Below are 24324 nucleotides of genomic sequence, written 5' to 3' on the forward strand. Positions count from 1 at the left end.
AAAACAACAAAATAAGGAAAATATAGAATGGCTAAGGGGCAATCTTTGCAAGATCCATTCCTGAACGCATTACGACGTGAAAGGGTCCCGGTTTCTATTTATTTAGTCAACGGCATCAAATTGCAGGGTCAAATTGAATCTTTTGACCAATTTGTCATTTTGCTGAAAAACACAGTCAGTCAGATGGTTTATAAACACGCCATCTCTACTGTTGTGCCTTCCCGCCCAGTGTCTCATCATGGTAGCAATGCAAATATGGGATCCAGTGTAGGAAATTATCAGGCTAATACTAGCTCGGCGGTACAGCAGGAAAATGATATCGCTGAATAAATCAGTGATAGTGCCTGACGTAAATAAAAACATAGGTAGGGAGACTTTACCTATGTTTTTCCTATGGATTCTACTTAGCCTGAGGGGTTGCGACGTTGTTTGATCGTTATGAAGGCGGAGAACTAGCCGTTCTGGTGCATGTTTTTTTCTCACAGGAAAAAGATACGGAAAATCTCAGTGAATTTGAATCATTGGTGACTTCCGCAGGTGTTTCTCCTGTGCAGATAGTGACAGGAAGCCGTAAAGCTCCGCATCCGAAATATTTTGTCGGGGAAGGCAAAGCAGAAGAAATTGCTGAAGCAGTCAAAAACAGCGACGCAGATGTGGTGCTGTTTAATCACGCACTCAGTCCTGCTCAGGAACGTAATCTTGAACGCCTGTGTCAATGTCGTGTTGTTGATCGCACTGGCGTGATCCTGGATATCTTTGCCCAGCGGGCAAGAACGCATGAAGGTAAGTTGCAGGTAGAACTTGCACAATTGCGTCACTTATCCACCCGTTTAGTTCGGGGTTGGACTCACCTTGAACGCCAGAAAGGGGGGATTGGTTTACGTGGTCCGGGAGAAACTCAGCTGGAATCAGACCGCCGTATGCTGCGTGACAAAATCAAGCAGATTCTGGGGCGTCTCAATAAAGTAGAAAAGCAACGCGAACAGGGGCGTCAGGCACGTAATAAAGCAGATATTCCTACTGTTTCCCTCGTCGGTTACACCAACGCAGGAAAATCAAGTTTATTCAATAGAATAACCTCGGCTGAGGTATATGCTGCTGATCAGCTTTTTGCTACTCTCGACCCTACATTGCGCCGGATCAATGTGAATGATGTTGGTCCGGTTGTCTTGGCTGATACCGTTGGTTTCATTCGTCATTTGCCTCATGATTTGGTTGCAGCGTTTAAGGCTACTTTGCAAGAAACCCGGCAGGCAAGATTGCTGCTTCATGTTGTTGATGCGTCAGATAATCGTTTGGATGAAAATATCCTTGCTGTTGATAGTGTCCTGGAAGAGATTGAGGCGCATGAGATCCCTTCTCTATTGGTGATGAACAAAATCGATATGTTAGCTGATTTTGTTCCCCGTATTGACCGTGATGAGGAAAATCGTCCGGTGAGAGTCTGGCTTTCTGCTCAGACTGGAGAAGGCATCCCTCTGTTATTACAGGCGCTGACTGAGCGTCTTTCAGGGGAAATTGCACATTATGAATTGCATCTTCCACCAGAAGCAGGGCGTCTGCGTAGTCGTTTTTACCAGCTTCAGGCGATTGAGCGTGAGTGGATGGAAGAAGATGGCCAGTTAGGGCTTGAAGTCAGGATGCCGATGGTTGACTGGCGTCGTCTGTGCAAACAAGAGCCAAATTTACCAGACTATGTTGTCTGATTGATTGGCGCAGGACGACAAACAAGGTATTATTTTGTCTGCCATTTCAAGGTGCTTAAAGTCATGGAGTAGCGGTGATGGAATGGTGGTGATGAAATGACTGTGCCAGAATTGCAGTGACAGAATCAGCACTGTCAAATGTATCACCCAAAAATATTGGTTGCTTACGAAACGATGAAAGTTATCGTTTCTGCCCATGGAGGCCGCTGTCAGACCTGTCAGGGACAGGCAACGGCCTGTGAAGTGGGAAGCCTCACCCGTCTGGGTGGAGAGCAGTCACCTCTGAAAAACTAGTGAAAAACTAAAAGTGGAGCTAAAACATGGCGTGGAATCAGCCCGGTAATAACGGACAGGACCGCGACCCGTGGGGAAGCAGCAATAATAATGGCGGCAACTCCGGCGGCAACAATAAAGGTGGTCGAAACCGTGGGGCAACTGATCTCGACGATCTGTTCCGTAAACTGAGTGAAAAACTCGGTGGTCTCGGTGGAAACAAAAGTGGAAATGGTTCTGGACAGAACTTTAAATTTGGTGGGCGTCTTATTAGTCTTGCCGTTGCTGCTGCAGTTGCTGTTTGGGTTGTAAGTGGTTTCTATACAATTAAAGAAACAGAACGTGGCGTTGTTACCCGATTTGGTAAATTTAGCCATATCGTGCAGCCCGGCTTGAACTGGAAGATGACATTTATCGACCGGGTTCGTGCAGTTAACGTTGAATCTGTTCGTGAATTGGCAACATCGGGTGTCATGTTGACATCGGATGAAAACGTAGTACGTGCTGAAATGAACGTTCAGTATCGTGTTACTAACCCTGCCGCCTATCTTTTCAATGTCACTAATCCTGATAACAGTCTGCGTCAAGCAACCGACAGTGCTGTGCGCGGGGTTGTTGGCAAATACACAATGGAAAAAATCCTGACTGCGGATCGTACTATTGTGCGTAACGATACCCAAAAGGTACTGGAAGAAACCATCCGTCCGTACGATATGGGGATCACTTTGTTGGATGTTAACTTCCAGACTGCACGTCCACCTGAAGAAGTGAAAGCGGCGTTTGATGACGTTATCGCAGCCCGCGAAGAAGAGCAGAAAACGATTCGTGAAGCAGAGGCTTATAAAAACTCTGTCTTGCCGATTGCTAAGGGTGATGCTCAACGTATTATCGAAGAAGCTAAAGCCTATAAAGTCAGCGTGGTATTGAATGCACAGGGTGAAGTAGCAAGTTTCGCTAAAATTCTGCCAGAATATAAAGCTGCACCGGAAATTACCCGTGAGCGCCTTTATATTGAGACAATGGAGCGTGTTCTGAGTAATACCCGTAAAGTGATTGCAAATGAAAAGAGCAACAATATGCTGGTATTGCCACTGGATCAGGTTCTGCGTAGTCAGGCTGAAGCAGCAAAGGTTAAGCCATCAGAAGTGAAGGTAACATCAGGGCAGCGCAGTACGACACATACTGCACCAACACACGGGCCATCTGGTTATGGCAGTTCTGGCTATGATGATTCAAACAACCTGCGTGGTGATACGACAAGACAAGGGAGACCATAATTATGCGTAAGTCGTTCGTCTTTGCTATTGCCGCCGTATTGGTTGTGCTGTATTCATCAATATTTATCGTATATGAAGGTCAGCGTGGTATTGTGTTGCGCTTTGGCAAAGTGGTGCGTGATGCTGAAAATAAGGCAATGGTTTATCAGCCCGGCCTGCATTTTAAAATTCCATTTATTGAAACTGTCAAAACACTTGATGCCCGTATCCAGACTATGGATATCAAGGCTGACCGCTTTCTGACAAGTGAAAATAAAGACCTGATTGTTGACTCTTATCTGAAATGGCGGATTAAAGATTTCAGTAGCTATTATCTGGCAACGGGGAATGGTTCAATTTCTCAAGCTGAAGTGCTGTTAAAACGTAAGTTCAGTGACCGCCTGCGTTCTGAAATTGGTCGTCTGGATGTTCGTGGCATTGTGACAGACTCCCGTGGTCGTTTGACGACGGATGTGCGTAATGCCCTGAACCTGGGTACAGGTGATGATAATTCTTCCGCAGACAGCGCAATCGTCTCTGCCGCTGCCCGTGTGAAGAAAGAAACTAAAAGTGAACAACCCGCTTTTAACCCGAACAGCATGGCTGCGTTAGGGATTGAAGTTGTGGATGTCCGTATCAAGCAAATCAACTTGCCTGATGAAGTTTCTGGTGCAATCTACCAGCGTATGCGTGCAGAACGTGAAGCGGTAGCACGTCGCCATCGTTCACAGGGTATGGAAGAAGCTGAGAAGGTTCGTGCTGCGGCTGACAAGTCGGCTACTGAGGTTAAAGCAGCGGCATATAGTCAGGCACTGGTTTTACGTGGTGAAGGCGATGCAGAAGCCACTAAACTGTTTGCTGATGCTTTCAGTAAAGATCCTGATTTCTACGCTTTCATCCGTAGCTTGCGTGCTTATGAGAAAAGCTTCAAGAATGAGGGGAATATCATGGTTCTCAGCCCGGATACTGATTTCTTCCGTTATATGAAAGAGCCGACGAAACAGCGTGGCCATGTTAACCGTGCTGATAACTAATGAGTTCTGATAGGTGAACTGTTTTATATTCGCCTGAATTGAAAAAAGAAATCTCATCTGAGCCACTGTAAGAAAACTTACAGTGGCTTTTTCATACTAGTTTTTTGTCTGCCATCATTACCAATGTTTACTTAGCAGCCCATTAATATGACGAAACGAAATAACAGAAGTGAGAAAAAATACTGAAAGGTGCTAAATGAGATGTTAGAATCCATTTTTAAGCAACCGAGTGAACTTTTGAAATGGGTAAGAACGTTGTCGTATTGGGCACCCAATGGGGTGACGAGGGCAAGGGTAAAATCGTCGACTTGCTGACTGAACGGGCTAAATATGTGGTTCGTTATCAGGGCGGCCATAATGCAGGCCATACACTAGTCATCAACGGTGAAAAAACCGTTCTCCACTTAATCCCATCTGGGATCTTACGTGAAAATGTCATTAGCATTATCGCAAATGGGGTCGTTTTAGCACCAGATGCTTTGATGAAAGAGATGAAAGAGCTTGAATCACGTGGGGTTCCTGTACGTGAGCGCTTGCTTATTTCCGAAGCTTGTCCGTTGATCCTGCCTTATCATGTTGCATTGGATAATGCCCGCGAAAAGGCGCGCGGTGCTAAGGCAATCGGTACAACTGGCCGTGGTATCGGGCCTGCATACGAAGATAAAGTGGCTCGTCGTGGCCTGCGTGTGGGCGATCTGTTCGATAAAGAAACTTTCGCAGTTAAGCTGAAAGAAATCATCGATTACCATAACTTCCAATTGGTTAACTATTACAACGAACCTGCTGTTGATTATCAGAAAACGCTGGATGATATTCTGGCAGTTGCGGATATTCTGACTGGCATGGTAGTTGACGTTTCTGACCTGCTCTACAAAGCAACTCAGAAAGGTGAACTGGTAATGTTCGAAGGTGCGCAGGGTACATTGCTGGATATCGACCACGGTACTTATCCTTATGTAACCTCTTCCAATACCACTGCTGGTGGTGTTGCAACTGGTTCAGGTCTGGGTCCGCGTTACGTTGATTACGTATTGGGTATCATCAAAGCTTATTCCACCCGTGTTGGTGCAGGCCCATTCCCAACTGAACTGTTTGATGAAACCGGTGAATATCTGCGCCAGAAAGGTCAGGAATTCGGTGCAACCACAGGGCGTAGCCGTCGTACTGGTTGGTTGGATATCATTGCTATTCGTCGCGCTATCCAAATCAATTCCCTGTCCGGTTTTTGTATGACTAAACTGGATGTACTGGATGGCTTGAAAGAAGTGAAAATCTGCGTTGGTTATCGTCAACCTGATGGCACTGTCATTGAGACTACGCCATTGGCCGCAGAGAACTGGGAAGGTCTGGAAGCGGTATATGAAACTCTGCCAGGTTGGGATGAAAGCACTTTCGGTGTTAAAGAGCACAGCCAGTTGCCAGCAGCAGCATTGAATTATATCAAACGGGTTGAAGAGCTGACCGGCGTTCCTGTTGATATTATTTCTACTGGCCCAGATCGTTCTGAAACCATGATCCTGCGTGATCCATTTGATGCTTAGTTGATGATTTTAAATCTTTAAAGTATCTGTAACCGGGCCTTATGCCCGGTTTAATTTACTGGCAAGTCAGCAATACGTGCCTACTCATCCCCGTCGCCTTGCTCTTCCCAAGTTAATGACCTCTTTTCCAGCAACAATTTTGTGTTCAGCTATAGCTTCGCGAAAATATATGCGAGTTTATATGATTTGGTTTTGACTAGTTCCAATTTACATACATTGCAGCGATCATTTAATAGTTTTAGTGGATTGGCTACATGTCAATATAGCTTGACGTAGCCAGCGATGTGCTGCATCTCTTTCTCGCCTAATGTGCCAGGCTTGCTGATATGTAAATTCGGGAAGAACAAAAGGCGGCTTGAATTGTCGTAGTGTCTTGTACCGACACATTGGTTCTAAGATTCGGCTGGCAACGGTCAAAATGAGGTCAGTGCCAGGCAATAACTCCACCGCCACACTCCAGTGAGGTAAAGCTAAGGCGATATGACGCTTTAGCCCTAATGATGTTAAGGTTTTTTCGATTTCATCATTCGCATCGGGTCGTAAGGCCAGCATCACGTGAGGACGTTGTAGCCATTCCTCTAGTGACAATTCTCCTTTGGTTGGTAGCACCGCTTTATCTGCCAGGCTGACGAATTCTTCAGGAAAAAGTTCCTGAACCTGAATATATTCTGGTGCGTCAGGAAAGATCCCTAAAGCAAGATCAAGTTCACCATCTGCAAGTTGTGCGAGCATCGTTTCCCTGCTTGCCTGGCTAATTGCAAGATCAATCCCTGGTGCCCATTTGCGAACATACCGTACTAGCGGGGGGAGTATGAGCCGTGCCGCATAATCTGATAAGGAAAGCCGGAAACACCTATGGGCTTGCGATGGATCGAATTCAGATGTGCACAGCAAGCTGTTTAGGCTGCCCAGGGCGTCATTGAGTGGTTGTATCAGCGCCTGGGAGCGTGTTGTCAAGGTCATTCGACCATTACGTCGTATCAATAAAGGGTCATTGAAGTGTGTTCGAAGCTGTGCGAGTGCGTGGCTGATAGCTGGTTGGCTCTTATGCAATCGTAAAGAGGCTCGGGTGACATGTTTCTCTGTTAGTAAAGCATGCAATGTCAGTAGCAGGTTAAGGTCGATTCTGCGAAGTTCATCCATACGGCGAATAATTAATATGTATATAAGTGATTTCCATCAATTTACCAGATGAACGATGATTCAGATATCGTCATTAGTGCGTTTTTGCAAAGGAGCCATGTATGCAGCATAACTGCGATTTTTGCTCTTTTTTCCGCGCTTATTTTCTGAGTTCAATTTTTCTAAGTTCAATCCAGATTAGGAGGGTAAAAAATGGGTATCGTAAAACTTCAATTCAGCAATGGTCGAAGTGAAGTAACAGGTGTTGAAAATGTCAATGCTATTTTGCGGAGTATCGGCGTGCGAATCAGCACATTGCCTATTCCCGAAGAAGTTAAGCCAATAATTAAGTCTTCTCAGACTCGTGCAATCACCGAAGAGGAACAGCACAAGTTGATTTCTATTTTCAACTTAAACCGTGCGGATTTACTGGAGCAAATCCGTCTGGCAGGACGTACACCTGAAATTCACCGTGGGGGCTATTTATCAATTTCGGAAGCAGGTGTGGCTCCTTATCCCAAAGTGTATGATATGAGGGCAATGACGCCTGAAACTCAAAGAGCTGTATTGAATAAATTTGGCCGGCTGCATGTAAACTCTGCGGACAGCGGTGCGGGCATTGATGAGGTCATGACCGTAGTTTCGGGTGGCCCGCTAACTTGGTTCTTCGTATTGCCTGATGGTGTGGTTGTGCGTCTGACTGTTGATTATGTTGGCCTGGATGATTTGGCTGTGCGTCTCAGTTATCCCGGATTAAGTATCCATGGTGGTTTCATGAATGCGGAGCAAGGTTTGCTTGTGGCGTATGCACATGGCCCGGAACTCTTTGTAATGCGCTATGCTGATCCCAGCGTATCTCATTCAGAATTGCTTGGGACTAATCCCTGGATTGATTTTTCGGAAGACAGGCCGAAGTTGTTTGATAAAGTGAAATAAATTGATATTTAGATAAACTGCTGGTGAGCTAAAATGCTCATCAGCTTCTTGTAACGATTGTCCTTGATTTTTTCTCTTACAAAGTCGTATAGCTTCGAATTTATCACTCGCCACTTTATCACTCGCCACAAAAAGTTATGTTTACTGTCTGATTTTGTGTTTTAAGGAGATAGAAAGAGAGCAGCTCGTTTTGCTTAATTTTTAAAATACCCACATAATGTGACCAGCTAATGATAAACCAATAATATCTGTTTGTTTGGTTATCAATAATCCCCCGTTATATTCAGCCACCCAGAGGTAAGTGTGCAGTTAACCAGTTTTACCGATTATGGCTTGCGTGCCCTGATTTATATGGCTTCTTTACCAGAAGGCCAGATAACAAACATTACTGAAGTAACAGAAGCTTACGGTGTCTCACGTAATCATATGGTAAAAATAATTAATCAACTGAGTAACTTGGGGCTAGTTAATGCCGTTAGGGGGAAAAATGGCGGTATTAGTCTGGGTAAGGCCGCCAGCGAGATTAAAATCGGTGATGTGGTTCGTGCATTAGAACCACTTGGATTAGTTAACTGTAGTAGTTGCCATATTACACCTGCTTGTCGTTTAAAATTAATATTGAATCAGGCAGTAGAAAAATTTTTGGCAGAATTGAATCAATATACTTTGGCCGATATGGTCGAAGACAATCGTCCCCTTTATAAATTGTTGCTGACAAAATGAAGCAAGAAATGAAATATGGGGATAAACAGCTTACTGATGACAACAGAGGAATTGCGATGTCAAAAGATCCTTTTCAGGAACGAGAGGCTGAAAAATACGAATCTCCTATCCCAAGTCGGGAATATATCTTGGATATCCTTTCTAAACACACCACTCCGGTAAGTCGTCAAGAATTAGCACAAGAGCTTCAGTTAACCAGCTCAGATGCGCAGGAAGCATTGCGCCGCCGTTTGCGGGCAATGGAGCGTGATGGACAATTAGTTTTCACTCGCCGCCAGTGTTATGCGTTGCCAGAAAGATTGGACTTATTGAAGGGTACAGTGATTGGTCATCGTGATGGCTACGGTTTTCTGCGAGTGGAAGGTCACAAAGAAGATTTTTATCTGTCGGCAGAGCAGATGAAGATGGCGATCCATGGCGATGTTGTACTGGCGCAACCTTTGCGCCCGGATCGTAAAGGTCGGGTTGAAGTTCGTATCGTAAGAGTGTTGGAGCCAAAGAACAGCCAAATCGTTGGACGGTATTTTATTGATGCCGGCATGGGGTTTGTTGTTCCTGATGATAGCCGTCTGTGTTTCGATATATTGATCCCTAAAGAGGAAATCTGTGGGGCAAGAATGGGTAATGTCGTCGTTGTGGAATTGACGAATCGCCCGACTCGCCGTACTAAAGCGATTGGCAAAATTGTTGAGGTACTCGGTGAAACGATGGGAACGAGCATGGCGGTTGATATTGCTCTCCGGACCCATGAAATCCCCTATAACTGGCCGCCAATGGTGGAAAAACAGGTCGCTGATCTGGATGAAGATGTACCGGAATCGGCTAAACAAGGGCGAGTTGATTTACGAGAATTACCATTAGTTACTATTGATGGTGAAGATGCCCGTGATTTCGATGATGCGGTTTATTGCGAAAGAAAACGGGGCGGTGGCTGGCGGTTATGGGTAGCGATTGCAGATGTCAGTTATTATGTGCGCCCACAAACCTCTTTGGATACCGAAGCGCGCAGCCGTGGTAACTCAGTTTATTTTCCATCGCAAGTTGTGCCAATGCTGCCGGAAGTTCTGTCGAATGGATTGTGTTCACTTAACCCGGAAGTTGATCGCCTGTGTATGGTATGCGAAATGACGGTTTCCGCCCAAGGAAGGCTCTCTTCATACAAGTTTTATGAAGCTGTAATGAATTCTCATGCTCGTTTAACTTACACCAAAGTATGGAAAATCTTGCAGGGCGATCAAGAGCTGCGTGAGCATTACAAACCATTGGTAAAGCATATTGAGCACTTACATGAACTTTATCAGGCATTGGATAAGTCGCGTGACGAGCGTGGCGCTATTTCGTTTGAATCTGAAGAAGCAAAGTTTATCTTCAATGCAGAACGTCGTATTGAGCGTATTGAACCGGTAGTACGTAACGATGCTCACAAACTCATTGAAGAGTGCATGATCCTGGCGAATATTGCGGCAGCTCGTTTTGTTGAAAAGCATCGTGAACCCGTTTTGTATCGTATTCATGACCGACCGAAAGAAGAAAGTATTCTGAATTTACGCTCAGTCTTTAATGAGTTGGGACTGAGTCTATTGGGAGGCATGACACCAGAGCCAAAAGATTATGCTCAATTGATGAAAATAGTTGCTGAACGACCTGATCATGAACTATTGCAGACGATGTTGTTGCGCTCTATGAAACAGGCCATCTACGATCCGGAAAATCGTGGGCATTTTGGTCTTGCTCTGCGTTCTTACGCGCATTTTACATCGCCAATCCGCCGTTATCCTGATTTGGCATTGCATCGTGCGATTAAGTACCTGCTGGCACAGGAGAATGGCACTGTTGAGCAGCATTGGACACCAACGGGTGGCTGGCACAACGATATGGAGCAGATGCTGCAATTGGGTGACCACTGTTCAATGACTGAACGTCGTGCTGATGAAGCGACAAGAGATGTGGCAGATTGGCTGAAATGTGATTTCATGCAAGATCAGGTAGGTCATGTTTTCACCGGTCTGATTACCAGTGTGACTGGCTTTGGTTTCTTTGTCAGACTGCATGATCTTTTCATTGATGGTTTGGTACATGTTTCAACATTGGATAATGACTATTACCGATATGATAATGTCGGCCAGCGTCTGATAGGTGAATCTTCCGGGCAGACTTACCGGCTCGGTGATGAAGTGGAAATTCGTGTAGAAGCGGTTCACATGGATGAGCGCAAGATTGACTTTACCCTGCTTTCTACCACCCGCAAAGCCCGTAATAAAGGTAAAACTGCAAGAGATAAGACGAAAAAAGGGGCTTCTGAACGTAAAAATGCTAAAAAAGGGCGGGATTATAAAAAATTAGCCAATTTCGAATCAGATCGCGTTGTCCGTCAAGACAGTGAGTTCCGTAAGAAGAAAAAAACAGAACAAGACAAATCAAACAATAAATCAGGCAAGAAGAAAAAAGTTTCAGACAAAACTAAAAAGATAACGGCAAAATTGAAAGCAAAACGCGCGAAAAAAACGCGAGAAAATAGCTAACAACTACAGATAATCAGGGGCGGTTTCTGCCGCCTTCTATTTTTTAGGTATCATCCCGTCATGAGTGAAATTATCTACGGTATTCATGCCGTTAAAGCCTTATTGGAACGTGATCCACAGCGTTTTATGGAAGTTTATGTATTGAAAGGGCGCGAAGATCGCCGCTTAACTCCGCTGTTACAGGAATTGGAAAATATCGGTATTTCAGTTCAACTGGCTAACCGTCAATGGTTGGATGCACAGACAGAAAACGCGGTACACCAGGGTATTATTGCTAAGGTTAAGCCTGGACGACAATATCAGGAAAATGACTTACCTGATCTGTTAGCTCAATGGGAGCGTCCTTTCTTGTTGGTGCTGGATGGTGTCACCGATCCGCATAATTTGGGAGCTTGCCTGCGGACTGCCGATGCGGCAGGAGTCGATGCAGTCATTGTCCCTCGTGATCGTTCCGCGCAGTTGAATGCAACCGCGAAAAAAGTTGCCTGTGGTGCGGCAGAAAGCATTCCGCTGATCTGTGTCACGAACCTTGCCCGTACTCTGCGTTTACTACAAGAAAATAATGTTTGGATTGTAGGAACTGCGGGGGAAGCTACGCATTCTTTGTATCAAAGCAAACTGACAGGCCCGATGGCTCTGGTTATGGGGGCTGAGGGTGAAGGTATGCGTCGATTGACCCGTGAACATTGCGATGAACTGATTAGCATTCCGATGGCGGGTTCTGTCTCTTCCCTGAATGTATCGGTGGCAACAGGAATCTGCCTGTTTGAAATTGTGCGCCAAAGAAGCGCCCAATAGTTGCTTGAGTTTTTTTTATTGTGTGGGTATAGTGACGCGTCGATTTTTCAGCCGTACTCAACACGTTCCTTGCCTCCATGGGCCACGGCTGACCCTGACAGGAGGCTAATAATCCGTAAGGAGCAATTATAATGCGTCATTACGAAATCGTTTTTATGGTCCATCCTGACCAAAGCGAACAGGTTCCGGGCATGATCGAGCGTTACAGTGCGACTATCACTAACGCGCAAGGTCAGATTCACCGTCTGGAAGACTGGGGCCGTCGTCAACTGGCTTATCCAATCAACAAACTGCACAAGGCTCACTACGTTCTGATGAACGTTGAAGCGCCACAAGAAGCGATTGATGAGCTGGAAACTAACTTCCGCTTCAACGATGCCGTTATCCGCAGCATGGTTATGCGTGTTAAGCACGCAATAACTGAACCATCACCAATGGTTAAGGCTAAAGACGAACGTCGCAGCCGTGACCTGGTCTTGGAAGAAGACCTGGTTGATGATGTTGATGAAGCTGGGGATTCTGAAGAGTAATCACCGTGACAACCAATCGTTTGGTGCTTTCCGGCACAGTGTGCAAAGCACCGATACGAAAAGTCAGTCCATCCGGTATTCCGCATTGCCAGTTTGTGCTTGAACACCGTTCACAGCAACAGGAAGCCGGATTAAACAGGCAATCATGGTGCAGAATGCCCGTTATTGCCAGTGGACAGTTGTTACAGGAATATACTCACAGTATAACGGTCGGTAGCCGAATAACCGTTTCAGGATTCATTAACTCCCACCATGGGCGCAATGGTCTTAACAAACTGGTTCTTCATGCCGAGCAGATTGAATTGATAGATTCTGGAGACTAGCCAAATGGCACGTTATTTCCGTCGTCGCAAGTTCTGCCGTTTCACAGCGGAAGGCGTACAAGAGATTGATTATAAAGACATCGCTACGCTGAAAAACTACATTACCGAAAGTGGTAAAATTGTACCTAGCCGCATCACCGGCACTCGTGCAAAATATCAGCGCCAGCTCGCTCGTGCTATCAAGCGTGCGCGCTACCTGTCTTTGTTGCCTTACACTGATCGTCATCAGTAATAGGCATAGTCCATTCACGACTTTGAGAGGATAAGGTAATGCAAGTTATTCTGCTTGATAAAGTAGCAAACCTGGGTAGCCTGGGTGACCAAGTTAGCGTTAAAGCGGGTTATGCCCGTAACTTTTTAGTTCCACAGGGCAAAGCTGTTCCTGCAACTAAGAAAAACATCGAGTTCTTCGAAGCTCGCCGTGCTGAACTGGAAGCTAAACTGGCTGACATTTTGGCAGCAGCACAAGCTCGTGCAGAGCAAATCAACGCACTGGGTTCTGTCACTATCGCTTCTAAAGCGGGTGACGAAGGTAAATTGTTCGGTTCTATCGGTACTCGTGACATCGCTGACGCAGTTACTGCGGCTGGTGTTGCTGTATCTAAGAGCGAAGTTCGCCTGCCTAACGGCGTTCTGCGTACTGTTGGTGAGCACGAAGTTCACTTCCAGGTACACAGCGATGTATTCGCACAGTTGAACGTTAACATCGTTCCAGAAGCTTAATCTCTGATTAGCGACAGAACATGTGAACACAAAAAACGCTGGCAATGCCGGCGTTTTTTGTTGGTTAAACCAAAATATATCTATGAAATGATGACTTTGATCAGTTCAGTCACTCCGCCAGATTGGCGAATGACAAAAGTAGTCATCTCTGGCTCCCCTCTTATTTATGTTTTACAAAAGTAAAACTTCTTTTTAAATCCCTTCACGCGTTTACCCATCCAGACAGGGCTGTTATGCTTGAACCTTTACTCATTTAATAACAGGTAATTTCATGACAAAACCTTCTTTTGAATCTATTGAGGCGCGGGCAAGCTACGGTATTGGTTTGCAGGTTGGACAACAATTGCAGGAATCTGGTTTGCAGGGATTAGAGCCAGAAGCTCTGCTGGCAGGTTTGTGTGATGCATTGGAAGACCGTACTCCGGTTCTTCCTGTGGAAGAACTGCATCGTGCTCTGCGTGAAGTACATGAACGTGCTGATAGCGTTCGTCGTGAACGCCAGCAGTCGATGGCAGAAGAAGGCAAAAAGTTCCTGGCAGAAAATGCACAGCGTGAAGGTATAAATAGCACAGAATCTGGTTTGCAATTCTCTGTTCTGACTCAGGGTGATGGCACAATCCCTGCCCGCAGTGATCGTGTCCGTGTTCACTATACCGGTCGCCTGATTGATGGCACTGTGTTTGATAGCTCTGTACAGCGTGGAACACCAGCAGAATTCCCTGTCAGCGGTGTGATCCCAGGTTGGATTGAAGCGCTGACTCTGATGCCTGTTGGTTCCAAGTGGGAGCTCTATATTCCGCATAATCTGGCTTATGGTGAACGTGGTGCCGGTGCTTCCATTCCTCCTTACAGTACATTGATATTTGAAGTCGAACTACTTGAGATTCTGTAATTCTAATTAATAAAATAGCTGGTTAGCCGGCTATTTTATTTTAGAAAATGCAGAGGTGTATGATGTTACAACAGATCTGCCAATTGGCACGGGAAGCAGGAAAAGCAATCATGGCGGTTTATCATGATGAGCAACCGTTACAAGTAAAACATAAAACGGATGATTCACCTGTTACCGCGGCGGATTTTGCCGCCCACAAGATCATTAAAGCGGGTTTGATGCGTATTTCGCCTGATATTCCGTTGCTGTCAGAAGAAGAGCCACCAACATGGGATGAACGGAAAAACTGGCAGCGTTATTGGCTGGTGGATCCGCTGGATGGAACGAAAGAGTTTATTAACCGAAATGGTGAATTTACCGTTAATATTGCATTGATTGAAGATGGTGTACCTGTAATGGGGGTGGTTTATGTTCCCGCACGTGATGTTCTTTATTCAGGGCAGGAACGTCAGGCGTGGAAAGAAACGAATGGGCAGAAATTTCCCATTAAAGTTGCTGCTGCAATGCCACCCACCGTTGTAGTTAGTCGTTCGCATATGGATGATGAACTGAACGATTATCTTACTCAATTAGGTACGCATCGGACATTGTCAGTCGGATCTTCACTTAAATTTTGTATGGTTGCTGAAGGAAAAGCACAGCTTTATCCTCGCTTCGGGCCAACGAATATTTGGGATACTGCTGCTGGTCATGCTGTTGCAATCGCCGCGGGTGCACATGTAACAGATTGGGCAGGTAAAACACTAAGTTATGTACCGCGTGAATCTTTTTTGAATCCGGGGTTCAGAGTGACGATTTTTTAATGAGTGATACGGATCGTAGCTCAATTTTAACACCACCGTTTTAACACCAATCGTTTTTATTATAATAGCTAAAGTGATAATGGTTCCTGTCACGAAACCATTATCACCGGCTCAATATGATAGAGAAATATGAAGATAATTAATTTTTCAGTTCTTCTTTGATTAAAGAAAGAACGTATACGATCTCTTCATGACTTAATTTGCCATCTTTGACAAATTTCACATTACCATTCTTATCCAGCACAATGATTGCTGAACTTTTGGGTTCCAGCCCCCATGCTTTTTTGACAACACCATTACTATCAACAATAAATTGTGACCATGGAAACTCTTTTTTACTATCTTCAAGGCTGCTGCGGACGAAAGCACTGGTGCCAAAAATAGCATCATCGGTATTGACAATACTGGTGGTTTGATATTGATCCTTCGGGAGGTCAGCCGCTTTCAAGGCCTGAATGAGGGGATCATTCATCTTTTTGGCTGAGCTGCGCCCGGCAATATGCTGGATAGTTCTTACTTTCCCTGGAAGTTCTGCACTGCTCCATTTCTGATAGCTAAACTTATTGTCATTGAGAAGTAGTTCACCTTTATCTGTTACGATGACAGTAGGGACGGGTTTTTCGACAGTAATATTGTGGGCAAACGCAGATATTGAAGCTAAGCCCAATATTAAAGGTAACATTATGTTTTTTAGCATATTTATTCCTTATTTGGCATGATATGGCTGTTTTCAGGGTGCATCATATTCAGCATAGCGCTTGTTGACGGGTCTGTCCTTACAAAACACAACAATTTGTTAACATTCAAAATAAAATATAGGGTAATCTTCAGCTAATATAACATAATGTTCCATTTTTTCATCATGTTACGTAAAAATAGTGATTGAATCTTCAATGTTGGGGAACAAATTGCCGGATATAGAGTCCTATACATCGTACACAGCAGTGATGTCTCTGAATCACACAATGCAGTAAACAATAATGCAGTAAAATAGTATCGTAAGAAGCACGGAGGAATAAAAAGAGATGAAAATCTTTCGCCACTATAATCCACTAAAAATTGCTCTCTACGTAAAAACCCTATTCCGTGGGCGGTTGTATATTAAGGATATGGGTGCTTTTGAATTTAATTATGGGAAAATTTTACCTCCAAGGATAAAAGATAAACGTCATTTCCATGTAATGAGTGAAGTTAACCAGCACGTGTTGCTTCTACAGGCTGAAATGGGATAGCTTTCTGTACAGCTAACTTATTGATTATATATGCTTATATATCATGATTGACGCAACATAATTAGTATAATAAACGGCCTTTCGGCCGTTTTTTGTAGGGATAGTTTTTCTAATGACAGTTTTTCTTTGAGTTTATTACTCAGATACTGCCTGCTCAGCAGGGCCTGAACTGGAAGGCGATGGCGTATCCACAATTTTGGTTACCAGTAATTGATCAATTTTGTAGTTATCAATATCTACTACTTCAAATTTGTAACCTGCAAATTTCACATAATCTGTGCGTTTTGGGATCTTCCGCAAACGGAACATCATAAACCCGGCAATCGTTTCATAATTGCTGGAATCCGGGAAATCATCGATATCCAGAACCCGCAGTACATCCTCAATAGGCGTGCCACCTTCTACTAACCATGAATTTTCATCGCGGACAACAATCTGTTCTTCCTGCCCCTGACTAATCAGATCTCCCATTAAAGTCGTCATGACGTCATTCAAAGTTATCACACCCATCACCAGTGCGTACTCATTGAGAATGATGGCAAAATCCTCGCCGGCAGCTTTGAAACTTTCCAGAGTGTCAGACAGCGAGAGAGTGTCAGGGATCATCAGAGCATTACGGATTTGAACACCATTTTTTAAGCTGAGGCTCTGCCCACTCAGAACGCGGTTGAGTAAATCTTTGGAGTCTACATAACCAAGAACATGATCAATATCACCGTCGCAGACGAGGAACTTTGAGTGTGGATGGGTAGAGATCTTTTCTTTGATACTGTTTTCGTCTTCATTTTTGTCAAAATAAACCACGCTTTCACGGGACGTCATGGCAGAAGGAACAGTACGGGACTCCAGTTCGAAAACATTTTCGATCAACTCATGTTCTTGTTTACGTAATACTCCAGCGACGGCCCCCGCTTCAACCACAGCATAAATATCATCAGAGGTGATATCTTCATTGCGTGCCATCGGGATTTTGAAGATTTTGAATATGCAGTCAGCGAGCCCGTTGAACAACCAGACTAATGGACGACATACTGCTAAACAAAAACGCATTGGATTAACAATCCTGATTGCAACAGCTTCGGGTTTAATCATTCCAAGACGTTTAGGGGTCAAATCAGCAAGTAAAATAAAGAAACTGGTTACGATAGTGAAAGAACAAATAAAACCAAGTTGTTCTGCCCATTCATAAGGCATAAATTTGAGCAGTAATGATTTAATGGCAGGAGAAAAGGCGGATTCACCGACAACACCTGCGAGGATGGCTACTGCATTCAGGCCAATCTGTACGACAGTAAAAAACATGCCCGGCGTCTCTTGTAATTTGAGAACATGAGCTGCATTGATATTTCCCTCGTTAGCCATCAGTTTTAATTTGATTCTTCTTGAAGCGGCGAGAGAAATTTCAGATAACGAAAAAAATGCGCTAATCGCACAAAGCAAAAGTATGACTAATAAACTGTTTAACATAAAGTATCCGTGTCTTATCTCCAATGGCAGGGTAGGTTTTTTATTTGAATAACACTGGAGGAAGATATGAAAAATTACACAAATAATGTCTTACGGCACATTGCCGTAAGACAAATGAATTTAGCCCGATAATTATAACTTGAGTTTATTAAATCGGCTAGTTTCTGGGCGTAGGTGGAAAACAGATGCCTGTGCCACCTAATCCACAATATCCTTCGGGATTTTTCATCAGATATTGCTGGTGATAATCTTCTGCAAAATAGAATGGCCCGGCTTCACGGATCTCTGTGGTAATTGTACGCTGATCGTTATTATCATCCATTGCTTGCTGGTATTGCTCGCGACTGGAGAGTGCCTGCGCATGTTGTTCAGGAGAAACCGTGTAAAGGGCTGAGCGATATTGTGTACCGATATCACCTTGTTGACGCATGCCTTGTGCAGGATCGTGGTTTTCCCAGAACAACGTTAATAATTGCTCATAGGTGATTTTGGTCGGGTCAAATACAATTCTGACGATTTCGGTATGTCCGGTTAACCCTGAACAGACTTCCTCATAGGTCGGATTTGGAGTGGTGCCTCCACTGTAACCAACAGATGTGGTATACACGCCTTCCTGCTGCCAGAAAAGACGTTCGACACCCCAGAAGCATCCCATGCCTACATAAGCAATTTCCAGATTATCAGGTATGTTATTTATCGCATGCTGTGTAACGTAATGATAGGGTGATACAGTTAATGGTATTTCTCGGCCTGGTAATGCATTCTGTTCAGAAACATGTTGGCTTTCGTTGGCTGAATTTGGCAAGATTCTCTCCCGTTTGTCATCTATTTTATGGTTATGAGTTGCTTGTATATCTTTCAAACTTTACCAGAATTGATCCATGGCAGTATTCTTTTATGCTGCTGAATCTTACCCCTAAATAAATATTAGGAGTTCGCGTGTCACGATACCCTTTCATGTTTGTTTTTTGTGTGTCTATCGCAGCTCCATCGGCTTATAGTGCAAATTTACGATTGAAAGTGGAAGGACTTTCTGGCGAGCTGGATAAAAATGCCAGAGTGCAGCTCTCAAGCATTAGTACTGATGAAGTTTCTCCCGATGGACGTTTTCGTGCCCGTGTCGAAAAAGCCATACGAAAAGGGTTAAGGCCATTGGGGTATTATGATCCCACCATTGAATTCACTTATCAGGAAAATACTCCGCCTTTCCGTCCTGTTTTGACAGCAAAAGTCACACCAGGTGAACCCGTGCGGGTCGCTGAGGTTAAGGTTGATTTAGAAGGGGGAGCTAAAACCGATCAGGATTATACCGCACTTATCAAAAAAAAATACGCCGAAGAAAGGGACGATTCTAAGTCATAGTGAATATGAGAATTTTAAGAATGGGTTAAATAATCTGGCGCTCAGGAAGGGATATTTTGATGCCGAGATAAAAAAAAGTGAACTGGGAGTATCCCAGGAACGGCATGAATCCTTCTGGGATTTTGATTTTGATAGTGGAGAACGCTATCGCTTTGGCCCTGTTAAGTTTCAAGGCTCACAAATCCGAGAAGGTTACCTGAATAATCTTGTGCCGTTTAAAGAAGGGGATTATTACTCTTCGGAAGAACTGGCAGAATTTAACCGTCGTCTGGCAGATACCGGATGGTTCAACTCAGCGGTTGTCGTGCCTGATTTTACGGTGGGGCGCGATAGTAAAGATAAGATATTGCCGCTGGATGCTTCTTTGGTTCCCCGTTCTGCCAATTATGTTGAGTTGGGAGGAGGATATGCAACAGATGTTGGTCCTCGTATTCAGGCAAAATGGAAAAAGCCGTGGATCAACTCTCGTGGGCACAGTTTGAGTACCAGCATCAATATTTCCGGACGTGATCAATTGATTGATGCGTCTTATAAAATGCCACTTAAGGTTAATCCACTTGAACAATATTATGAGTTACAAACGGGTTATAAGCGTAAAAATATCAACGATACCATCTCGGATACCGCAACTTTAAACCTTTCCCGCAACTGGGATCTCTCCACAGGGTGGCGATATAGTATCAATCTGCGCTGGAGCCTCAGCCACTTTACTCAGGCTAATGTCACGAATACAACGGCGTTGCTTTATCCGGGCGCGAATATCAGCCGAATTCGTCAGCGTGGCGGTACTATGCCTTATTGGGGGGACAGTCAGCGTTATTCAATTGATGTTTCCGATACGACCTGGCAATCAAATGTGGATTTTCTGGTCTTACAGGCTCACCACGTTTGGATCAGAACGTTCCGTGATAAACACCGTTTTGTTTTACGCGGAGATCTTGGTTGGATAGAAACCAATCAATTCGAGAAAGTGCCGCCTGATTTGCGTTTCTTCGCTGGGGGGGATAGAAGTATTCGTGGTTATAAGTACCAGAAAATTTCCCCTAAGGACAGTAATGGTAAATTAACAGGGGCGTCAAAGTTGGTTATTGGTTCGCTGGAGTATCAATACAATATCTATGGTAATTGGTGGAGTGCATTGTTTGTGGATACTGGCGAAGCAGTGAATGATATCAAGAAGAGTAATTTTAAAACAGGCGCAGGCTTAGGCATACGTTGGGCTTCCCCCGTTGGGCCGATTAAATTCGACCTGGCAACCCCTGTGAGAGATAAAGATAATCATGGCATTCAATTTTATATCGGTTTAGGGGCTGAACTATGAGGTGGGCAAAAAGGCTTAGCATTGCTTTCCTGTTGATTGTTGGCCTGTTGTTGATAACGATTACGGGCTTAGTTGGTACACGAACCGGCCTGCATTTTATGATTAACAGTGCAACACGCTTAGTTCCAGGGCTGGAGATAGCAGATATCAGTGGCGGTTGGCGCAATTTAACATTACAAGGTATCAAATATAAGATGCCGGGTGTGGATGTTAATGCTGACAAAATACATCTTTCGTTGCGACTCTCTTGTTTGAAACACAGTCATGTTTGTGTCAGTGCTCTGACGACGGAGGGGATCTCTGTTTTGGTCAATACGACAGAACTTCCGCCATCAGAAAGCCCGTCAGAATCAAAGCCATTAACTGAACTGCAAACACCGTATCCTATTTCGTTGGATCTGCTTTCTTTAAAGAATACCTATATCAAAGTAGATGATACAGTCATAGATTTAGACGAGTTCAAAGCGGGTGCTCAGTGGCAGGAAAAACATCTGACGCTAAAACCCATACAAGTCAATAAGCTATTGGTTGCATTGCCGAAAACACCTCCTGAACATATTACACAGAAAACTCAGCAGAAAGCTGACCCAGAAAAATCATTGGGAGAGGTTTTAAAAGCACTGTTTTCTAAACCACTATTGGCTGAATTGCCTAATGTTCCTGTTCCCCTTGATATTACGGTAGAAAATATTCACGGCCGCCAGCTTCGTTTGACGGGAGATACCGCTATCACTCTCAATGATTTGAAACTGCAAGCCAGTAATCAGGGGCAGCAGGTAGATATCAAAACCTTTAGCGTCAGTACACCGGAAGGCTCTCTTGCGATACAGGGAACGGCAAAACTGTCCGAACAGTGGCCAGTCAATTTGTCAGTTAAGGGTAATACCAAGCTGGATGAACTGAACGGGCAACAGGTTGAGGCAAAACTGAACGGATCTTTATTACAGCAGCTTAATCTGGCATTGAATCTTTCAGGGCCAGTGAATGCGAATTTGGATGCTCAGGTCGAACTAGCTAAAGCGGGCCTGCCTGTACGACTGACATTGGCAGGTAAACGGTTACAATGGCCATTGACGGGTAAATCTGAATATCAGCTAAATAATGTCAAATTACGTCTGAATGGTAAGGCCAGTGGTTATGATCTTTCCCTGCGTTCTGATATTAAGGGTGAAGAACTTCCACCGGCATTATTGGTACTGGATGCAAAGGGAAATGAAGAACTACTCAGATTAACTCGATTACGTCTATCTGCATTGCAGGGGCATGCGGCTCTCACTGGTGTAGTTGACTGGAGCAAAGCTATCAGCTGGAATGCGCTGTTGACGCTTAATGATATTGATACTGCTAAACAGTGGCCGGAATGGCCTGCCAAAATAGATGGCAAGGTGGCAGTACGTGGCAGTTTATATGGTGGCAGTTGGCAGCTCCAACTTCCTGAAATATCCCTTGATGGTTATATAAAACAGAATACCATCAAAGCACATGGCAAAGTTTCCGGTAATGCGGCCGGACAATGGGATATTCCCCAATTTAATTTCATTTTTGGACGTAACACGCTCGATATTAAAGGGTATCTTACCGATGAAAAATGGAATTTGGATGGTGATATCAATGCTCCACGATTAAATGGTTTGCTGCCGGGATTGTCCGGAGTGGTTGTCGGTGATGTGAAGCTGCGTGGCAACATGAAAGCACCGCAAGTTGTGGCAGATTTAAATGCACATGGTGTGGGCTGGCAGAATATGCTGAAGGTGGATAGTGCGGTTATTAAAGGAAATGTGCGTTCTGCCGACCAGATTGGAGGGCAATTATCGGTTGTTATTCGTCAATTGAAGCAGTCGGATCTGATCATCAGTAACTTGATGCTCAATGCCAAAGGAACAGAAAAACAGCATGACTTACAATTGCAGGTGGATGGGAATCCCGTATCAGGTAAGCTGGCGCTCAATGGTAGTTTTGACCGTAAACAAGAACGCTGGAAAGGCAATATCAACAATACCTACTTTGAGACTCCGGTTGGTGAGTGGCACTTAAGTAAGGCGATCGCTATTGATTATCAGAACTTACAGCAAAAAGTGATCGTTGGTACTCATTGTTGGTTGAATCCGAATGCTCAACTTTGTATTCCGAGACCGATTGAAGCTGGCACCAGTGGGCAGGCTGATATAGTGTTTGAGCGTTTTGATCTTGCCATGATCCAGCCATTCCTGGATAAAACAACCCAACTTAAAGGCGTATTTAGTGGGAGTGCCAATGTCAAATGGACAGCAGGGCATCAACTACCACAAGCGAACGTAATTCTGCAAGGAAACGGCGTCCAAATTCGGCAGGTTGTGGAGGGCACCACGTTACCTGTTGATTTTGAGACATTGACGTTGAATGCTGGTTTGACAAATGGTAAGGCGGATTTATCGTGGTTATTTAAGCTGGCAGATAATGGACAACTAAATGGTCATGTTCAAGTTGATGATTTAGAAGGCCGTCGTAAATTAGCAGGTAGTGTAGATATCCAGTCTCTTTCTCTGAAGTTGATGAAACCGATTCTGAATAAAGGTGAAAAAGCTGAAGGGAATTTAAATGCGAACTTGCGCCTTGGTGGTAATGCTAAGAATCCGTTGTTATTTGGCATGTTGAAAGCAGATGTTTTTCAGGTCAGTAGCCACTGGTTGCCATTTGATATCAACCAAAGTCAGGTAGCGGTTCATTTTGATGGTGTCCGTTCCGATCTGGAAGGTGTGATCAAAACTCCGCAAGGGCAACTTAATCTTCATGGTAATGCAGACTGGCGCAATCTGGACGCATGGTATGCCAGAGTGACAGCGTATGGTGAAAAACTGCGTGTGACAGTACCACCAATGGTAAAAATTGATGTGCGTCCTGATCTGGTTTTTGAAGCGACGCCTCAATTATTAAAACTCAATGGCAATGTGGATATTCCGTGGGCACGCATTACGGTACAGGAATTACCGGAATCTGCGGTGGATGTTTCTCCTGACGAAGTGATGCTGGATAAAAATCTACAGCCGGTAGAAAAGAAAAAATCTTCCATCTTGATCCAAAGTAATTTAAATATTCACGTAGGTGATGATGTCCGCTTAAGTGCATTTGGTTTGAACGCCCAGTTGAAAGGAGACCTGAAAGTCATTCAAGATCAGCAGGGATTCGGGCTGAACGGTCAAATTGATATTCCGGATGGTCGTTTTCGCGCTTATGGGCAGGATTTACAGGTACGTAAGGGAATTATTCTGTTTTCTGGTCCACCGGATCAACCTATGTTGAATATTGAAGCAATCCGTAATCCTGAATCGACAGCGAATGATGTTATTGCTGGTGTGAAAGTGATGGGGCTGGCAGATAAACCTAAGATTGAAATTTTCTCTGAGCCAGTTAAATCGCAAGAGGAAGCGTTGTCTTACCTGTTGCGCGGTGAAGGCTTAGAGAAGGGAGGGGCTGATAGCTCCCAGATGACTTCTATGTTGATTGGTTTGGGCATTGCGCAGAGCGGTCGATTGGTGGGGAAAATTGGTGAAACCTTTGGTGTCTCTGATCTGGCTCTGGATACACAGGGAATTGGTAACAAATCGCAGGTTGTTGTGAGTGGCAAGATTACCAACAACTTACAGGTAAAATATGGTGTTGGCATTTTTGACTCTCTGGCAACCCTGACGTTACGTTATCGTGTGATGCCGAGATTGTATCTGGAAGCGGTATCTGGTATTGATCAGGCTTTAGATCTGCTCTATGAGTTTGAGTTTTAAAG

Annotated in this window: 22 protein-coding genes and 1 pseudogene; 19 read left to right on the top strand and 4 right to left on the bottom strand. The window is 44.4% G+C overall.

What is annotated here, in order from left to right; genetic code table 11:
• Nucleotides 1–27 precede the first annotated feature (27 nt).
• The 6 genes from hfq to BDD26_RS01715 all read left to right on the top strand — a co-directional run bounded on the left by hfq (nt 28) and on the right by BDD26_RS01715 (nt 5810).
• Nucleotides 28–330, top strand: coding sequence for an RNA chaperone Hfq (gene hfq / locus BDD26_RS01695; RefSeq protein WP_038261374.1), 303 nt, complete (start codon nt 28–30; stop codon nt 328–330).
• Nucleotides 331–425: 95 nt separating this feature from the next.
• Nucleotides 426–1706, top strand: a complete 1281-nt coding sequence (gene hflX, locus BDD26_RS01700; RefSeq protein WP_038261376.1) for a ribosome rescue GTPase HflX — start codon at nt 426–428, stop codon at nt 1704–1706.
• Nucleotides 1707–1844: 138 nt separating this feature from the next.
• The gene (locus BDD26_RS19425) at nt 1845–2000 is read left to right on the top strand and encodes a hypothetical protein (protein ID WP_170140344.1); all 156 of its coding nucleotides are present in this window, start codon (nt 1845–1847) and stop codon (nt 1998–2000) included.
• 26 nt (nt 2001–2026) lie between these two features.
• Nucleotides 2027–3256: an FtsH protease activity modulator HflK gene (hflK, locus tag BDD26_RS01705; protein WP_115825381.1), complete on the top strand. Its 1230-nt coding sequence runs from the start codon at nt 2027–2029 to the stop codon at nt 3254–3256.
• A 2-nt stretch (nt 3257–3258) separates the two neighbouring features.
• Nucleotides 3259–4269, top strand: coding sequence for a protease modulator HflC (gene hflC / locus BDD26_RS01710; RefSeq protein WP_115825382.1), 1011 nt, complete (start codon nt 3259–3261; stop codon nt 4267–4269).
• Between the two features lie 242 nt (nt 4270–4511).
• On the top strand, nt 4512–5810 hold the full coding sequence (locus BDD26_RS01715) for an adenylosuccinate synthase (protein ID WP_038261385.1): 1299 nt from the start codon (nt 4512–4514) through the stop codon (nt 5808–5810).
• Between the two features lie 225 nt (nt 5811–6035).
• Here BDD26_RS01715 and BDD26_RS01720 read toward each other — a convergent pair whose 3' ends face one another.
• Entirely contained in the window at nt 6036–6953 is a 918-nt protein-coding gene (locus BDD26_RS01720; protein WP_115825383.1) for a LysR family transcriptional regulator, read from the bottom strand.
• 192 nt (nt 6954–7145) lie between these two features.
• On the opposite strand from BDD26_RS01720, the gene BDD26_RS01725 reads away from it, so the two are divergent.
• From BDD26_RS01725 to cysQ, 10 genes are all read left to right on the top strand, one after another.
• Complete coding sequence (locus BDD26_RS01725) at nt 7146–7868, top strand: hypothetical protein (RefSeq protein WP_038261392.1); 723 nt, start codon at nt 7146–7148, stop codon at nt 7866–7868.
• A gap of 303 nt (nt 7869–8171) precedes the next feature.
• Nucleotides 8172–8591 (top strand): nitric oxide-sensing transcriptional repressor NsrR, encoded by a 420-nt coding sequence (gene nsrR / locus BDD26_RS01730; RefSeq protein WP_115825384.1) that lies wholly within the window; start codon nt 8172–8174, stop codon nt 8589–8591.
• A gap of 56 nt (nt 8592–8647) precedes the next feature.
• The gene (rnr, locus tag BDD26_RS01735) at nt 8648–11113 is read left to right on the top strand and encodes a ribonuclease R (RefSeq protein ID WP_115827472.1); all 2466 of its coding nucleotides are present in this window, start codon (nt 8648–8650) and stop codon (nt 11111–11113) included.
• A gap of 60 nt (nt 11114–11173) precedes the next feature.
• Nucleotides 11174–11911 carry a 23S rRNA (guanosine(2251)-2'-O)-methyltransferase RlmB gene (rlmB, locus tag BDD26_RS01740; RefSeq protein WP_115825385.1) on the top strand — a complete coding sequence of 246 codons (738 nt, stop codon included), beginning with the start codon at nt 11174–11176 and terminating at the stop codon, nt 11909–11911.
• Nucleotides 11912–12042: 131 nt separating this feature from the next.
• Nucleotides 12043–12441, top strand: coding sequence for a 30S ribosomal protein S6 (gene rpsF, locus BDD26_RS01745; RefSeq protein WP_038261402.1), 399 nt, complete (start codon nt 12043–12045; stop codon nt 12439–12441).
• 5 nt (nt 12442–12446) lie between these two features.
• Entirely contained in the window at nt 12447–12764 is a 318-nt protein-coding gene (gene priB, locus BDD26_RS01750; protein WP_038261406.1) for a primosomal replication protein N, read from the top strand.
• A gap of 4 nt (nt 12765–12768) precedes the next feature.
• Entirely contained in the window at nt 12769–12996 is a 228-nt protein-coding gene (gene rpsR / locus BDD26_RS01755; protein WP_000135199.1) for a 30S ribosomal protein S18, read from the top strand.
• 38 nt (nt 12997–13034) lie between these two features.
• A complete protein-coding gene (gene rplI / locus BDD26_RS01760) occupies nt 13035–13487 on the top strand; it encodes a 50S ribosomal protein L9 (protein WP_038261409.1) in 453 nt (150 codons plus the stop codon).
• Between the two features lie 271 nt (nt 13488–13758).
• Nucleotides 13759–14379 (top strand): BamJ family beta-barrel-assembly machinery protein, encoded by a 621-nt coding sequence (bamJ, locus tag BDD26_RS01765; protein WP_038261410.1) that lies wholly within the window; start codon nt 13759–13761, stop codon nt 14377–14379.
• 62 nt (nt 14380–14441) lie between these two features.
• Entirely contained in the window at nt 14442–15182 is a 741-nt protein-coding gene (cysQ, locus tag BDD26_RS01770; RefSeq protein WP_170140357.1) for a 3'(2'),5'-bisphosphate nucleotidase CysQ, read from the top strand.
• A 139-nt stretch (nt 15183–15321) separates the two neighbouring features.
• Here the strand turns inward: cysQ and BDD26_RS01775 are convergent, their stop codons facing one another.
• Complete coding sequence (locus BDD26_RS01775) at nt 15322–15879, bottom strand: YtfJ family protein (RefSeq protein WP_038261416.1); 558 nt, start codon at nt 15877–15879, stop codon at nt 15322–15324.
• A gap of 328 nt (nt 15880–16207) precedes the next feature.
• On the opposite strand from BDD26_RS01775, the gene BDD26_RS01780 reads away from it, so the two are divergent.
• Nucleotides 16208–16414 (top strand): DUF1107 domain-containing protein, encoded by a 207-nt coding sequence (locus BDD26_RS01780; RefSeq protein ID WP_038261417.1) that lies wholly within the window; start codon nt 16208–16210, stop codon nt 16412–16414.
• Nucleotides 16415–16549: 135 nt separating this feature from the next.
• On the opposite strand, the gene paeA is transcribed toward BDD26_RS01780, so the two are convergent.
• Nucleotides 16550–17881 (bottom strand): polyamine export protein PaeA, encoded by a 1332-nt coding sequence (gene paeA, locus BDD26_RS01785; protein WP_115825387.1) that lies wholly within the window; start codon nt 17879–17881, stop codon nt 16550–16552.
• 157 nt (nt 17882–18038) lie between these two features.
• Entirely contained in the window at nt 18039–18686 is a 648-nt protein-coding gene (gene msrA / locus BDD26_RS01790; protein WP_115825388.1) for a peptide-methionine (S)-S-oxide reductase MsrA, read from the bottom strand.
• Nucleotides 18687–18820: 134 nt separating this feature from the next.
• Between msrA and tamA the strand changes: the two are divergent.
• Both tamA and tamB read left to right on the top strand, forming a co-directional pair.
• Nucleotides 18821–20564 (top strand): annotated as a pseudogene (tamA, locus tag BDD26_RS01795) (autotransporter assembly complex protein TamA).
• Nucleotides 20561–24322 (top strand): autotransporter assembly complex protein TamB, encoded by a 3762-nt coding sequence (gene tamB, locus BDD26_RS01800; RefSeq protein ID WP_115825389.1) that lies wholly within the window; start codon nt 20561–20563, stop codon nt 24320–24322. The pseudogene tamA and the gene tamB overlap by 4 nt, the downstream one beginning before the upstream one ends.
• Nucleotides 24323–24324 lie beyond the last annotated feature (2 nt).

It is taken from the genome of Xenorhabdus cabanillasii, assembly GCF_003386665.1.
Taxonomy (GTDB): domain Bacteria; phylum Pseudomonadota; class Gammaproteobacteria; order Enterobacterales; family Enterobacteriaceae; genus Xenorhabdus; species Xenorhabdus cabanillasii.